A 14,467-nucleotide genomic window follows, 5' to 3' on the forward strand; every position below is an offset into this window, starting at 1 on the left:
TGCGCTTTTGCGAAAACGGAGAAAAAAATATTTAAATTAAACGTACAGGCAGCCCTATGACAGGTTGTCTACCTAAATGTTATTATGTTTAAACCTAAAAAATTCAATATAGACAACTTGTCATTGCAAGAATTTGATCAAGATGCGGAATTTATCCCGTTATTGAGTCAGGAAGATGAAGAGGAGATGGATAGAGAATCTATTCCAGAAGTACTACCAATTTTACCGTTGCGTAATATGGTATTATTTCCTGGGGTTGTAATTCCAATTACCGCTGGTCGTGACAAATCTATTCAGTTATTACAAGACGCAAATCGTAACAACAATCCTATAGGTGTTGTAGCTCAAAAAGACGAGGAAATTGAAGATCCTACTTTTGAAGATTTACACAAAACAGGTGTTGTAGCCCGTATACTTAAGGTGTTCAAAATGCCTGATGGTAATACAACGGTCATTATTCAAGGTAAAAAACGCTTTGAGATAGATACTCTCGTTAAAACCGAGCCTTATATGGAAGCTAGTACCAGACCTACAGGTGATACTAGACCAGAAAAAGGAGATAAGGAATTTGAAGCAATTATTGACAAGATTAAAGAATCTTCACTAGAGATAATTAAGGGAAGTCCTAATATTCCATCAGAGGCGACTTTTGCTATTAAAAATATCGAGTCTGATTCGTTTTTAGTGAATTTTGTGTCTTCTAATATGAATCTTAAGGTAGGAGAGAAGCAGCAGTTGCTAGAGATGGATGATCTTAAGGAACGAGCTCTTGAAACTTTAAGATATATGAATATTGAGCTTCAAAAACTGGAGCTTAAAAACGACATTCAATCTAAGGTTCAAAGTGATATAAATAAACAACAGCGAGAATATTTTCTTCATCAACAAATGAAGACCATTCAAGAAGAATTGGGTGGTGGAGTGAGCTCACATCAAGAAATTGATGATATGCGCCAGCGTGCTAAGAAGAAGAAATGGGATGATAAGGTAAAAGAGCACTTTGATAAGGAGTTGGCCAAAATGCAACGTATGAATCCTCAAGTTGCAGAATACTCTATTCAACGCAACTATCTAGACCTTTTCCTTGAGTTACCATGGAATGAATTTAGTAAAGATAATTTTGACCTAAAGAGAGCGATGAAAATTTTAGATCGCGATCATTATGGTCTAGATGACGTTAAAAAACGTATTATAGAATATCTAGCAGTACTTAAATTGCGTAATGACATGAAATCTCCAATTTTGTGTTTATACGGTCCTCCAGGTGTTGGTAAAACTTCACTAGGTAAATCTATTGCAGAAGCTTTAGGCCGTGAATACGTAAGAATGTCTCTGGGTGGTTTGCGTGATGAAGCGGAAATTAGAGGTCATAGAAAAACCTATATTGGTGCCATGCCTGGTAGAATTATTCAAAGTATCAAAAAGGCCAAAACCTCAAACCCAGTTTTTGTTCTTGATGAAATTGATAAGTTAAGTAGCAGTCATAATGGTGATCCATCAAGTGCTATGCTCGAGGTATTAGATCCAGAACAAAACAGTGAGTTCTACGATAACTTCCTGGAAATGGGTTATGACCTGAGTAAGGTTATGTTTATAGCTACTTGTAATAGTTTAAATACTATTCAACCAGCTTTACGTGATAGGATGGAGATAATCAATGTTACTGGTTATACCATTGAAGAAAAAGTAGAAATAGGAAAACAACACTTACTTCCTAAACAACTTAAAGAGCACGGACTTAATAAGGAGCATTTAAAATTAGGTAAACCACAGATTGAAAAAATCGTTGAAGGCTATACTCGAGAAAGTGGTGTACGTACTCTTGATAAGCAAATTGCAAAAATGGTACGCTATGCTGCAAAAAGTATTGCCATGGAAGACGATTACGACATCAAGGTTTCAAACGATACTATCATAGAGGTTTTGGGTTCTCCAAAACTTCTACGAGATAAGTATGAAAATAATGATGTTGCTGGTGTAGTGACTGGACTAGCATGGACAAGAGTAGGTGGTGATATTTTATTCATTGAATCCATATTAAGTAAGGGTAAAGGACAACTATCGATCACAGGTAATCTAGGAAAGGTTATGAAAGAAAGCGCCACTATTGCCATGGAATATATTAAATCAAATGCCGATCAATTAGGAATTAATCCAGAGGTATTTGAGAAGTATAATGTTCACATTCACGTACCAGAAGGTGCAACACCAAAAGATGGTCCTAGTGCTGGTATTACGATGTTAACCTCTCTAGTGTCTTTATTTACGCAGCGCAAAGTGAAGAAAAGCATTGCGATGACAGGTGAAATTACTTTGAGAGGAAAAGTGCTACCTGTCGGTGGAATTAAAGAGAAAATTCTAGCAGCTAAACGTGCTAAGATTAAAGAGATCTTACTTTGCGAGCAAAACCGCAGGGATATTGAAGAAATAAAGGAAGAGTACTTAAAGGGATTGACGTTCCATTATGTGTCTGATATGAGTCAAGTACTTGAATTAGCTATTACTAAACAGAAGGTTAAAAACGCTAAAAAGTTGTAACCAAGTTTATACTTACAAAAAAATAGCCGCTTTTAAAGCGGCTATTTTTTTGTAATTATTTTTTGATCAATCCGATTTCAACTAATCTTTGATGTAGAAATTCACCAGCAGTAATATCATCATACTGTTTTGGATTATTATCATCGATACATTCTTCAAGACAATCTAAAGGCATTTCACTTCTAGGATGCATAAAGAATGGTATGCTATAGCGGCTAGTATGCCATAACTCTCTTGGAGGATTTACTACTCTATGTATAGTAGATCGCAACTTATTGTTAGTATGTCTTTCCAACATATCGCCTACATTGATAACAAGTTCATCCTCACCTGCGATTGCATCTATCCAACGACCGTCTTTATGTTTTACTTGCAAACCTGGTGCACTAGCACCCATAAGTAAGGTTATTAAATTAATATCGCCGTGTGCGCCAGCACGCACTGCGTTATCTGGCTCTTCGGTAATTGGTGGATAATGTATAGGTCTTAAAATCGAATTCCCATTACTAGCCCAGTGGTCAAAGTAGTTTTCTTGTTTACCAATATACAAGGCAAGTGCACGTAATACATAGATACCGGTTTTTTCTAGCATTCTGTACGCCTGCATTCCAACTTCATTAAAATGAGGAAGTTCTTTGACCTGAACGTTGTCAGGATATTCTTCCGTTAAATTGGCATCGGCAGCAGGTTCTTGTCCAAAGTGCCAGAACTCTTTTAAATCTCCTTCTTTCTTTCCTTTAGCATGTTCTTTTCCAAAAGAAACATAACCGCGTTGACCACCTAAGTCCTCACGTTCATATCCTTTTTTTACATCGGTAGGAAGTTTAAAAAACTTCTCCACCTCATTATATAACTTCTCTGTAAGTTCATCATCTAAAAAATGATTTTTTAAGGAAACAAAACCTATTTCCTCATAAGCATTTCCTATTTCTGTGATAAACTTCTTTTTTCTTACGGGATCATCACTTAAAAAATCAGCTAGATCTACACTAGGAATATTTGTCATGTCTTAAATTATTAAAATTGTATATATGCTCCCAATTGTAACTCATTATTTTTTACAATCGGAGCAAATTGAATAGTATAGCTTTTCTTTGACTGGCTAGAGTATTCAACTTTATTTTTATCCTTAAATATAATATTCTTTATCATAGGATATAACCAATATCCTAATTTTGTTGAAAGAATTCCTATTCCAGCACCAGCAAGAACATCATTGAACCAGTGTTTGTCATTATAAATTCTCAAAAAACCAGTGAGAGTGGCTATTGAATAACCACCTATACTAAACCATATGCTGCGGTGACCGTATTCTTGATGTAAAAACTCTGCACCCATAAAAGTGAGCGCCGTATGGCCAGAAGGAAATGTACTTACTGATCTACCACTAGGTCTGCGAGCGCTTATATTATTTTTAGTTATCCTTACGCTAGAATACATGAATAATCCAGACACTAAAAGAACACCTGTTTTGTTTTTCCAATCGTAACGACCTTTGTATCCTGCAAATTCCAAACCATAAGCACTAGCTATTCCTACGGCAGGCAGGTAATCGTCCACTGTTACTTTTGAACCATCTGGTTTAAGAGACTCTCTTATTTCAACACTTAAATCTCTAATAGGACCCTTTCTTATACCAAAAGCACCAGAGGCAATTAAAAAGGTAGGTAACAATAAGGACTCATGTTTAAATTCTAAAGGCTCATTTAAATTTAAACTGTAATCAGATTGTTGACCGTAAATTTTTGGAAAAATAAACAGTACAACTACTACATATAAAAGAAGATGTTTCTTCATAAATCGAGGTCAAAAATAACACACCTATTTTATTCTATAAACAAAAGCTTTTTGAAATCGATTTCGTTACATTTGATTTAAGAAATATTGTAACCTTTCTCTCATGAACGGAGTTTTAAGCAGCCCAAAGACTTTAACCGATTTATTTAAAAACGAATTACCTGATTACAAGCAAATTGAATTATATAAAAGCATGTTGTTACCTCGAATGATTGAGGAGAAGATGCTTATTTTGCTCAGACAAGGTAAAATTTCAAAGTGGTTTTCAGGAATTGGGCAAGAAGCTATTTCATGTGGTATTACACTTGCTATGCAGCAGGATGAGTATATTTTACCTATGCATCGTAATTTAGGTGTTTTTACAAATAGGAACATACCGCTTTGGAAATTATTTGCTCAATGGCAAGGTAAGGTAGAAGGTTTTACAAAAGGAAGAGATCGCAGCTTTCACTTCGGCACACAAGAATACCACATAGTAGGAATGATATCTCATTTAGGACCTCAATTAGGAGTTGCCGATGGTATTGCACTAGCACAGAAACTTAAAAATACTTCAAAAGCCACCGCTGTATTTACTGGTGAAGGAGGAACAAGTGAAGGCGATTTTCATGAGGCACTCAATGTTGCAAGCGTTTGGCAATTACCTGTTTTATTTTGTGTAGAAAATAACGGGTATGGTTTAAGCACACCTACTCAAGAACAATACGCTTGTGAACATATAGCAGATCGTGGTCTAGGTTACGGTATAGAATCCCACATTATCGATGGAAATAACATTATAGAAGTATACACTACCGTAAGTCGTATTCTTGATGATATTAGAGAAAATCCTAGACCTATTTTATTAGAATTCAAAACATTTAGACGTCGTGGGCATGAAGAGGCTAGTGGTACAAAATATGTTCCAGAGGACTTAATGGCTTATTGGGAACAACAAGATCCTGTTACTCGTTTTGAAGAATTCTTATTAAATCAAGGTATAATTAAAACTGATCAAATAGAGGTTATAAAGCAACAAATTAAAACTGATATAAATGAAGGTTTAGACACCGCTTTCGCGAAAGCGTACCCAACACCATCCACGTTACGAGAAATTGATGACGTCTATAAACCACATGTATACAAAGAGATAGAACCTGAAAAATCAACACAAAATATCAGACTAGTTGATGCCATTAAAGATGGTCTGTTTGAAGGCATGAAAAGATATGAAGACCTAGTAATCATGGGACAAGATATCGCAGATTACGGTGGAGTTTTCAAAATTACAGAAGGTTTTCTAGAAGAATTTGGTTCTGGTAGAGTGCGTAACACGCCTATTTGTGAAAGTGCAATAGTAGAGGCAGGAATGGGATTGAGCATTGCTGGCATGAAGGCAGTTGTAGAAATGCAATTTGCCGATTTTGTGAGTAGTGGTTTTAATCCGATAGTTAATTATCTAGCAAAATCTCATTACAGATGGCAGCAAAATGCCGATGTTGTGGTACGCATGCCCTGTGGAGCTGGAGTAGGAGCAGGACCTTTTCACTCGCAAACTAACGAAAGTTGGTTCTTCACAACACCAGGTTTAAAAATCGTGTATCCAGCCTTCCCAATAGATGCCAAAGGATTACTAATAAGTGCTATAGAAGATCCCAATCCAGTGATGTTTTTTGAACATAAGGCGCTTTATAGATCAGTTTATCAGGACGTTCCAGATGGTTACTATAACCTTCCTATTGGAAAAGCTGCGCATTTATCACAAGGACAGGACATAAGTATTATTACCTATGGATTAGGTGTGCATTGGGCTCTTGACGCTAAAAAAGAATTGGATGTTGATATAGACATCATAGATTTACGCAGTCTTGCACCTATCGATTATAATGCTGTTGAAAATTCGGTGAAACGCACAGGAAAAGTAATTGTTTTAGGAGAAGATAGTGCCGTAGGAAGTGTTATGAAAGACATAGCAGCACACATCGCCGATGTTTGTTTTGAGTATCTGGATGCTCCTGTGAAAGTTGTAGGAAGTTTAAATACTCCAATACCATTTGAAAAAGGGTTAGAAAATCAGTATCTAGCTAATTACAAGTTAGATGAAGTTATAAAAAATCTTCTGGAATATTAGCTTGAGAATAATATTATCCCTAATATTGTAAGTAACTAGCTAACAAATTATGGGGAAATGAAAATGAAATTTATGGAAGAGGCTGACATGTTTCGGCCATCCTTATTAATCCTTACTATTCTTTTTGGTCTACTGGCATTTTTTGGTCCTACAGACGGTAGCCTTGGCATGATAAGCCAATTAATGTTTGGTATTTTTGCTTCACTGCTTGTTTTGTACTTCGTTTTAAAATTTATTCAAAAACGTAAGAAATTAAAGTAGTTGTCCTAAATTATTAAGTTTATTTTTTCTTTTAATATATCCAAAGCACCTACTTTTACTAGGTGAAATCTTCTTATGACATAATCATTGCCGGTGGTGGATTGGCTGGTCTTACCGCTGCCATATTATTAGGTAAAGATTATGATGTGCTATTAATCGATCCAGATACTTATCCTAGACATAAATTATGTGGTGAGTATTTAAGCAATGAAGTACTTCCATTATTTGATCAATTAGGAATAAATATTCAGTCTCTTACCGATGTTTCTATTTCTAAACTTCACCTTACACTAAATTCTAACTTTTCTCAAAAAACTAGTTTGCCATTGGGAGCCGTTGGTGTATCTAGATTTTGCCTAGACAAGGCACTGTATGATAAGGTAATTGTCAAAGGTTGTCACAATAAGGATAAAGTAGTTAATGTCATAAAAGACTCGACAGGATTTAAGGTTATTACCAAACAAGATGAATTCACTGCAAACCAAGTTCTTATAGCAACAGGAAAAAGATCAATCTTAGACAAAAGTCTAGATCGTGAATTTATCAAGTTCAAGACACCATGGCTGGCAATTAAACGACATTATAATTATGAAATGGATAAAAATGAAGTAGGATTACATCATTTTGATGGAGGATATGCTGGCATTTCCATGGTAGAGAATGATACGGTTAATCTGTGTTATTTGGCAAATAATAAGGAGTTCTCTGAATATAAAAATGTTCAAGATTTTGAACGAAAGGTGCTGTCAAAAAACAGTTACTTAGAATCATTTTTTGAGAAGGCATCTCCATTATGGGAAAATCCACTTTCAATTTCTCAAATCAGTTTTCAAAAAAAGTCTGCTGTTGTTAATGATTGTCTTGCTGTAGGTGATGCAGCTGGTTTAATACATCCGCTATGCGGCAATGGAATGGCAATGGCTATTCATAGTGCCTTTATAGCTTCTAAATTTTTAAAACGTAGATTAGAAAAACAACTTTCTCAAGAGGAGATGTTGCAAGGTTACACAAGAGAATGGGAAGGAACGTTTGGCTCGAGATTATACGCTGGTAAAAAATTACAATCATTACTACTGCAACCTAGTATTAATAAATTTGCTTTTAAGATTATCAAACATGTTCCAAAGGTCCTACCAACCATCATAAAACATACCCATGGCCAATCTGTCACATATTCGTTATAACCGCGATCTACGTAATGATCTTCCAGAACTTATGGATGCGACCGATATCAATCCTGATACATTAAAGGCAGCGGTAGAGGATATTAATAAAGTAAATAATTTACTAGGTGGTTATAGGTTTACACTTAAAGCTATTAAAAACATCATTAATAAATCAACAAATAAAAATCTCAATATTGTTGATTTAGGTTGTAGTAATGGAAGTATGTTGCGCTATCTACACGATCATCTTGATAATAGCGAGATTGAATTTTTAGGTATAGATTTAAGTGCACAAAGCATTGATAATGCACGCAATTTAAGTAAAGGTTATGATAGAGTACGCTTTCGCGAAAGCGATATCCTTGATTTAACCGCTCAAGACATTAAGTGTGATATACTCATAAGTACCTTAACTTTTCATCATTTCACAGATACCCAAATTATAGAGTTTTTAAAAAAAGCAAAGGAATTGGGAACTCAACATATTATTATCAACGATTTACATAGACATTATCTAGCTTTTGTTTTTTTTAAATATTTAAGCCCTATTTTTATCAAGAACTATATCTCCAGACATGATGGTTTAATCAGTATAGCTTCAGGTTTTAAAAAATCTGATTTCAGGAAATACGCACAAGAAGCAAAATTTACCTCTTATAGATTAAATTGGAAATGGTCCTTTAGATATGTATGGCTAATCTCTCTTGAATGAACGTAACAATAAATGCCGTAAGTACATCTACACCGCAGTACTACAAAGAAACTAAAGATATTTTACCCTTTGTTGACACCTGGTTGTCTGAGCAAGATTCTAGATTAAAACGTAAGGCTATTAAAATTTTTGAAGGTGCTGGAGTAGACAAGCGCTATTCCATTATGGAACCTACAGAGGTCTTTACCGCAAGTAGTTTTCAAGAACGTAATGATATATACAAAAGAGAGGTAGTTCCTCTTGCTAAGAAAACGATCACAAATGCATTAGAAAAGGCAAATTGGCAGGCACAGGATCTAGATTATATTATTACAGTAAGTTGTACTGGAATTATGATCCCTTCTATTGATGCTTATTTAATAAATGAGCTCGATATGAAACAAAATATTGTGCGATTACCTGTCACAGAAATGGGATGCGTGGCTGGTGTTTCGGCAATGATCTATGCTACTGAATTTTTAAAGGCAAACCCAAATAAGCGTGCTTGCATACTTGCTGTTGAAGCGCCTACAGCTACTTTTCAACTGCAAGATTATAGTATGGCAAATATTGTGAGTGCAGCCATATTTGGAGATGGATGTGCTTGTGTTCTCATGTCTTCCCATAAAAATGATAAAGGTCCAAAAGTAATAGGTAATGGCATGTATCATTTTCCTGATGCTACTCACATGATGGGATTTGAATTAGTTAACACAGGTCTTCAAATGGTGCTGGATAAAACAGTTCCTGAAACAATTGCTTCACATTTTGAATCGATTATTCACCCTTTTTTAAAAGGCTATGATAAAACAATTGATGATTTGTCTCATTTGGTGTTTCATCCGGGTGGTAAAAAGATAGTACAAACGGTTCAAGATTTATTTGAACCATTGGGCAAAAATATTGATGATACCAAAGAAGTCTTACGACAGTACGGTAACATGAGTAGTGCTACTGTGTTATTTGTGTTAGAGCGATTCATGAATAAGGAAATAACTGCTGGTGAATTGGGTCTTATGCTTAGCTTTGGTCCTGGTTTTACTGCACAAAGAGTATTACTAGAATGGTAAAAAAATATTATAATAAATGGGCTCTTATATTAGGAGGTAGTTCAGGATTAGGCTATGCTAGTGCTTTAGAATTAGCTCAACAAGATATGAATTTAATAATCGTCTATAGAGCTAGCAGAATGATGATGGAGAAAGTGAACAGCGATTTTGAACAATTAAAATCCTATGGAATAGAGCTTATTGCATTTAATAAAGATGCAACGCGATCCATAGTGGTGGATGAGATTTCACAGGCCTTGGTAACTAAAAACATTAAATTACATATTCTCTTGCATAGTATTGCAAAAGGGAACTTAAAACCCATTAGTAAAGAACAAGACTCTTTAACTAGTCAAGATTTTGAGCAAACAGTTAGTTCTATGGGTTTATCGTTATATACTTGGTCAATGCAATTATTGAAAAAGGACTTATTTGATAAACCAGCAAGAATTATCAGTTTTACAAGCGAAGGAGGTAGTCGCGTGCTTCCAGGATATGCTGCGGTAAGTGCCGCCAAGACTACATTGGAATCTATCACTCGCAGTCTGGCCGTTGAACTTGCGCCTTATCAAATTACAAGTATTTGTATTCAAGCTGGAGTAACCTTAACTCAAAGCTTGTCTCGAATTCCCGGCGTTGATCAAATTATTGAGAAAACTAAAAAACGCAATCCATTTAATAGATTAACTCAACCACAAGATATCGCGAGAGTAGTAGAGCTTATGTGTGATCCTGCAAGTTTTTGGATTAATGGAGATGTTATAAAAGTCGATGGTGGCGAGCATTTACGATAATTATGAAGGAAGGCGATATACTTAAAAGGTTACCCTACGGTAAGGATTTCTGTTTTGTAGATGGCATCAATGAAATTCATGAAAATGGAGTAGTTGGATGGTACCGCTTTCGCGAAAGCGAATCATTCTACAAACATCATTTTAAGAATAATCCAGTAACTCCTGGCGTAATCTTGACAGAATGTATGGCTCAAATCGGGTTAGTTTGTTTTGGAATTTACCTTAATCCATCATTAGAGCATGCTAGTATAGTGATGACAGAAAATCATGTGATATTCGAAAAAATAGTACTACCCGATGAAGTTGTAATAGTCTCTTCTACATTAGTTTATTATAGATTTAATAAACTAAAGGTTCAAGTAAATATGAGGAATGAGAATAAAGAAATTATTGCTCGTGGAACATTGAGTGGTATGATTACTGACCACTTTTAAAAATATTGTCCTATACCGAAGGTGATTCCCGAGCTATTATAATCTCCTGCAATTCTTACACCGTAGTCAATTCGTATCACCGCGTTGAAAATACGTTTATGTATAAATCTAAATCCTATTCCTGAATAAACGTTTAATCCATCAGCGCTAAAAGCATTTTCTATAGTTGCAAGTGGTTTTCTCACTGCACTTGCATCTACAAACGTATTGCTTTGTAAAACAAACCAACCTTTTTCAAACAAGGTATGACGGTATTCAGTATTTACAGTAATGGCACCGGTATGACGATCAACTGTATTTCCCGAACCTCGTAGGTTAAGTTGATTATCTATGGTGAAAGGTGCAAATTCACTACCATTAAAACTAGAATAGGCTAGCCTGATTCTATTAGCCAAATTTCCTTTTTTTGCAATGCGATAAAATCTTTCAGAATCCCATCTTACTAGAAGAGTATTGCTCAACTCATCAATCATCCCTGTTTTATATTCTAGGTTAATTTGATTCCTTGATCCCTCAATATATTGATAATCTATATTGATGTGATTATTCTCATATTCACTTAATATGCTATATCTCTTCTCTTCAATGTGTTCTGGTAAATTAAGGATAGTAAGGTCTTCAATTCTTTCATAACGCTCGTCGCTATACTTTACTCCTAATTGAAAATTGTTGTGGAAATTATGTTCATAGAGCACATATAGGCTAGCGTTAGGATTATTGAATTTATATATTTGTTCTTCATTATTTTGATAAACGGGTTCTCTTGTAATATTACTTATATAGTTTACACCAATTCCCCATTTATTGGAAATAGCGTAGGGTGCTTCCCAGTACAATCCATAACTGTTAAAAACGTTTTTGGCATAGAAACCACCGATGATTTGATTGCGGCCCAGTAAATTAAATTCAAATAAGGATAATCTATAAGAAAAACTATCATCACTAGCCTGGGATACTCGAACTCCAGGAATTATAGTGAAGTTTTCAACTATTGAAAATGCTATTGTAGTTCTATTTTCATTATTAGTTAATTGATAGGTAGCTTTTGCTATTCCAGCTAAACGATTAAGACGCTCTAAATCAGAATTAAGTGTTTTAAAATTAACAACATTACCTTTCTTGGTTTTAATTAAATATCTTAGAAAGCTTTCCTTAGTTTTTTTCAAGCCTTCAAATTCGATTCGCTCAATGATCATATCATTCTGCGCAAAGGAACTAGTTATTAAGAGATATATTACGAGTGCTACAGCTTTTTTCATAAAGCAAAACTAAGGGAGAACGGTTTACAAGATATCTTCAATTAATATGAATTCTATTACATAAATATCACAAACATGTCTGTTTTATGTAGTACATTTAAATAAATAACATTAATGAGTAAAGATAGAAGAGTAGTAATTACTGGACTAGGTGTAGTAGCACCTAATGCTATTACCATACATGACTTTCATAAAGCTTTACTTACTGGTACATCAGGCTTAAAACATCAAAAGAAATTAGAACAATTACAATTTAAGTGTCAAGTAGCTGGGAAACCGCAACTCACCCAAGAAATTATTGACCAACATTTCACAGCGCTACAACAAAGAGGACTGCTTGCAACTGGTTTAATGTATGGTGTAATTAGTGCTAAACAAGCCTTTGAGAATTCTGGTATCGGTTTTAAAAACAAGTCCTATCGTGAAGACATAGGAGTTGTTTTTGGCACAGGACAAAGTGGTGGAGATAAGTTTAGAGAGGCAATACACCACATAGATGACAACAACGTAAGGCGTTTAGGTAGCACTAGTGTTATCCAAACTATGAGTAGTGGTGTAAGCGCTTGGATAAGTGGTGAATTAGGTTTAGGTAATTGGGTGACCACAAACAGCAGCGCTTGTTCTACCGGTACCGAAGCTCTTTTGATGGGATACGATCGAATAAAGTCAGGTAAGGCTCGTGGCATGTTAGTCGGTAGTTGTAGTGATTCTGGACCCTACATTTGGGGCGGCTTTGATGCTATGCGTATTTTACCTACTAAATACAATGACAAGCCTGAGATGGCTAGTAGACCATTTTCACATGATGCCTGCGGTTTTGTTCCTGGTAGTGGAGCAGGCTGTTTAGTATTAGAAACATTAGAAAGCGCCTTATCCAGAAAGGCAACCATCTATGCAGAGGTAAAAGGAGGACATTTAAATAGCGGTGGACAAACTAATGGCGGCTCAATGACTGCTCCCAATGGTCTTGCAGTACAAGCTTGTATTAAAACAGCTTTAATCGAATCAAAAATAGACTCTTCTCAAATCGATGTTATTAATGGTCACATTACAGCTACTAGTAAAGATGGCTTTGAGGTGAAAAATTGGTCTGCAGCTTTAAATAGGTCAGGCAAGGATTTTCCATTCATAAATTCTTTCAAATCCACAATAGGTCATTGCCTAGCAGCATCTGGCAGTATAGAGCTTGTAGGTTCTACATTACAACTTCATCATCAAGTGGTATATCCTAATATCAATATTTCTCAATTACATCCGGAAATTGTTTCTGTAGTTGATAAAGAAAAAGTTCCATTAAAACCTATTAAAACTAAAATTCATTCGTTGGCCAAAGCAAGTTTTGGGTTTGGAGACGTAAATGCATGTGCAATTTTATCTACCTTTAAACCTTAAAAATTATCAATGACAACTCAAGAAATACATCAAAAATTATTAGAAATTGTAAAGGTTTACTTGCCACAGGATGTGACAGAAAGTTCTATTAAACCGGAAAGCCATCTCATGCAAGATCTAGGAATCAATAGCGCTCACCTTGTTGATATTGTTTTGGATGTGGAAGATACTTTTGATATAATGCTTGATGAAAACGACATGCAGCAAATGCAACGCGTTGAGGATGCAACTATAGTCATACACAACAAATTATAAAAAGCGTTAATTTTTCAATCGTTTGCAGTTAAACAATCTTAATAGCCTAGTGATTATAAGGTGCTGGTTGTATTTTTAAAATAAAAAATGCAAGATAAAGCACCATTACTTAAGGAAACACCTACCGACCATCCAATTACCGAAATAATAGAAAATCGCTGGAGTCCACGAGTTTTTTCCGATGCTCCAGTAACTGCAACAGATTTATATAGTTTGTTTGAAGCTGGTCGTTGGGCTGCTAGCTGTAACAATTGGCAACCTTGGAATATTGTTTATGGAATCAAAGGAAGCGAGGCTTACGACAGAATTTTTGATTGCTTGGACGATTTTAACCAGCAATGGGCTCAAGACGCTCCAGCTCTCGCTTTAGCAGTAATGGATACTAAAAATCCAGATGGTAAAAATAACTTTCATGCCCTTTATGATCTTGGACAATATGTAGCAACTATGGCTATTCAAGCTCAATCAATGGGAATAGCTGTTCACCAGATGGCAGGATTTGATCACGAAAAAGCAAAATCTGAATTCCAATTCCCAGAACAGTATCATTTTACAACTGCAATTGCCATAGGACATTACGGTGGTGATCCTAGTAAGCTACCTGATGATTTAGAAGAAATGGAGCATGGAAAACGCTCTCGAAAACCTCAAGAAGAATTTATTTTTAATGGGGATTATGTGAAAAGAGCTGATATCCAATAAATAAAGAAAACTCCCGAAT

At 35.3% G+C, this 14,467-nt stretch carries 14 protein-coding genes; 11 read left to right on the forward strand and 3 right to left on the reverse strand.

Annotated features, from left to right (window positions below; genetic code table 11):
* The first annotated feature begins 84 nt into the window (after window positions 1-84).
* On the forward strand, window positions 85-2,538 hold the full coding sequence (lon, locus tag HCN53_RS02885) for an endopeptidase La (protein ID WP_060522525.1): 2,454 nt from the start codon (window positions 85-87) through the stop codon (window positions 2,536-2,538).
* 55 nt (window positions 2,539-2,593) lie between these two features.
* Here lon and HCN53_RS02890 read toward each other — a convergent pair whose 3' ends face one another.
* Together HCN53_RS02890 and HCN53_RS02895 are read right to left on the reverse strand one after the other, a co-directional pair.
* Window positions 2,594-3,544 (reverse strand): isopenicillin N synthase family dioxygenase, encoded by a 951-nt coding sequence (locus tag HCN53_RS02890; protein WP_060522524.1) that lies wholly within the window; start codon window positions 3,542-3,544, stop codon window positions 2,594-2,596.
* 11 nt (window positions 3,545-3,555) lie between these two features.
* Window positions 3,556-4,335 (reverse strand): phosphatase PAP2 family protein, encoded by a 780-nt coding sequence (locus HCN53_RS02895; RefSeq protein ID WP_167341959.1) that lies wholly within the window; start codon window positions 4,333-4,335, stop codon window positions 3,556-3,558.
* Between the two features lie 103 nt (window positions 4,336-4,438).
* Here HCN53_RS02895 and HCN53_RS02900 point away from each other — a divergent pair, with 103 nt between their 5' ends.
* The 7 genes from HCN53_RS02900 to HCN53_RS02930 all read left to right on the forward strand — a co-directional run bounded on the left by HCN53_RS02900 (window position 4,439) and on the right by HCN53_RS02930 (window position 10,840).
* Entirely contained in the window at window positions 4,439-6,445 is a 2,007-nt protein-coding gene (locus tag HCN53_RS02900) for an alpha-ketoacid dehydrogenase subunit alpha/beta (RefSeq protein WP_167341960.1), read from the forward strand.
* Between the two features lie 72 nt (window positions 6,446-6,517).
* Complete coding sequence (locus HCN53_RS02905) at window positions 6,518-6,706, forward strand: hypothetical protein (RefSeq protein WP_167341961.1); 189 nt, start codon at window positions 6,518-6,520, stop codon at window positions 6,704-6,706.
* 62 nt (window positions 6,707-6,768) lie between these two features.
* Window positions 6,769-7,890, forward strand: coding sequence for an NAD(P)/FAD-dependent oxidoreductase (locus HCN53_RS02910; RefSeq protein WP_167341962.1), 1,122 nt, complete (start codon window positions 6,769-6,771; stop codon window positions 7,888-7,890).
* Entirely contained in the window at window positions 7,862-8,584 is a 723-nt protein-coding gene (locus HCN53_RS02915; protein WP_105018978.1) for a methyltransferase domain-containing protein, read from the forward strand. Before HCN53_RS02910 ends, HCN53_RS02915 begins: the two co-directional genes overlap by 29 nt.
* On the forward strand, window positions 8,581-9,633 hold the full coding sequence (locus HCN53_RS02920; RefSeq protein WP_167341963.1) for a type III polyketide synthase: 1,053 nt from the start codon (window positions 8,581-8,583) through the stop codon (window positions 9,631-9,633). The genes HCN53_RS02915 and HCN53_RS02920 overlap by 4 nt, the downstream gene beginning before the upstream one ends.
* Complete coding sequence (locus tag HCN53_RS02925; protein ID WP_167341964.1) at window positions 9,627-10,406, forward strand: SDR family oxidoreductase; 780 nt, start codon at window positions 9,627-9,629, stop codon at window positions 10,404-10,406. Before HCN53_RS02920 ends, HCN53_RS02925 begins: the two co-directional genes overlap by 7 nt.
* A 2-nt stretch (window positions 10,407-10,408) precedes the next feature.
* Entirely contained in the window at window positions 10,409-10,840 is a 432-nt protein-coding gene (locus HCN53_RS02930; protein ID WP_167341965.1) for a 3-hydroxyacyl-ACP dehydratase FabZ family protein, read from the forward strand.
* Here the strand turns inward: HCN53_RS02930 and HCN53_RS02935 are convergent.
* Complete coding sequence (locus tag HCN53_RS02935) at window positions 10,837-12,099, reverse strand: POTRA domain-containing protein (RefSeq protein ID WP_167341966.1); 1,263 nt, start codon at window positions 12,097-12,099, stop codon at window positions 10,837-10,839. The two genes, HCN53_RS02930 and HCN53_RS02935, sit on opposite strands and share 4 nt — an antisense overlap.
* Window positions 12,100-12,213: 114 nt before the next feature.
* Here HCN53_RS02935 and HCN53_RS02940 point away from each other — a divergent pair, with 114 nt between their 5' ends.
* The 3 genes from HCN53_RS02940 (at window position 12,214) to HCN53_RS02950 (ending at window position 14,448) form a co-directional block, all read left to right on the forward strand.
* Window positions 12,214-13,491, forward strand: a complete 1,278-nt coding sequence (locus HCN53_RS02940; RefSeq protein ID WP_167341967.1) for a beta-ketoacyl-[acyl-carrier-protein] synthase family protein — start codon at window positions 12,214-12,216, stop codon at window positions 13,489-13,491.
* A 9-nt stretch (window positions 13,492-13,500) separates the two neighbouring features.
* Window positions 13,501-13,746, forward strand: a complete 246-nt coding sequence (locus HCN53_RS02945) for an acyl carrier protein (protein ID WP_167341968.1) — start codon at window positions 13,501-13,503, stop codon at window positions 13,744-13,746.
* Window positions 13,747-13,833: 87 nt separating this feature from the next.
* Window positions 13,834-14,448, forward strand: a complete 615-nt coding sequence (locus tag HCN53_RS02950) for a nitroreductase family protein (RefSeq protein WP_167341969.1) — start codon at window positions 13,834-13,836, stop codon at window positions 14,446-14,448.
* The last annotated feature ends 19 nt before the right edge of the window (window positions 14,449-14,467 follow it).

The organism is Nonlabens sp. SY33080, assembly GCF_011784885.1.
Lineage (GTDB): Bacteria > Bacteroidota > Bacteroidia > Flavobacteriales > Flavobacteriaceae > Nonlabens > Nonlabens tegetincola.

What these genes read in the sequence shown, in the direction of transcription:
- HCN53_RS02930 (WP_167341965.1), top strand. Translation starts at nt 10,409, where the DNA reads ATGAAGGAAGGCGATATACTTAAAAGGTTACCCTACGGTAAGGATTTC.
- HCN53_RS02935 (WP_167341966.1), bottom strand. Translation starts at nt 12,099, where the DNA reads ATGAAAAAAGCTGTAGCACTCGTAATATATCTCTTAATAACTAGTTCC.
- HCN53_RS02900 (WP_167341960.1), top strand. Translation starts at nt 4,439, where the DNA reads ATGAACGGAGTTTTAAGCAGCCCAAAGACTTTAACCGATTTATTTAAA.
- HCN53_RS02920 (WP_167341963.1), top strand. Translation starts at nt 8,581, where the DNA reads ATGAACGTAACAATAAATGCCGTAAGTACATCTACACCGCAGTACTAC.
- HCN53_RS02905 (WP_167341961.1), top strand. Translation starts at nt 6,518, where the DNA reads ATGGAAGAGGCTGACATGTTTCGGCCATCCTTATTAATCCTTACTATT.
- lon (WP_060522525.1), top strand. Translation starts at nt 85, where the DNA reads ATGTTTAAACCTAAAAAATTCAATATAGACAACTTGTCATTGCAAGAA.
- HCN53_RS02925 (WP_167341964.1), top strand. Translation starts at nt 9,627, where the DNA reads ATGGTAAAAAAATATTATAATAAATGGGCTCTTATATTAGGAGGTAGT.
- HCN53_RS02950 (WP_167341969.1), top strand. Translation starts at nt 13,834, where the DNA reads ATGCAAGATAAAGCACCATTACTTAAGGAAACACCTACCGACCATCCA.
- HCN53_RS02890 (WP_060522524.1), bottom strand. Translation starts at nt 3,544, where the DNA reads ATGACAAATATTCCTAGTGTAGATCTAGCTGATTTTTTAAGTGATGAT.
- HCN53_RS02915 (WP_105018978.1), top strand. Translation starts at nt 7,862, where the DNA reads ATGGCCAATCTGTCACATATTCGTTATAACCGCGATCTACGTAATGAT.
- HCN53_RS02895 (WP_167341959.1), bottom strand. Translation starts at nt 4,335, where the DNA reads ATGAAGAAACATCTTCTTTTATATGTAGTAGTTGTACTGTTTATTTTT.
- HCN53_RS02940 (WP_167341967.1), top strand. Translation starts at nt 12,214, where the DNA reads ATGAGTAAAGATAGAAGAGTAGTAATTACTGGACTAGGTGTAGTAGCA.
- HCN53_RS02945 (WP_167341968.1), top strand. Translation starts at nt 13,501, where the DNA reads ATGACAACTCAAGAAATACATCAAAAATTATTAGAAATTGTAAAGGTT.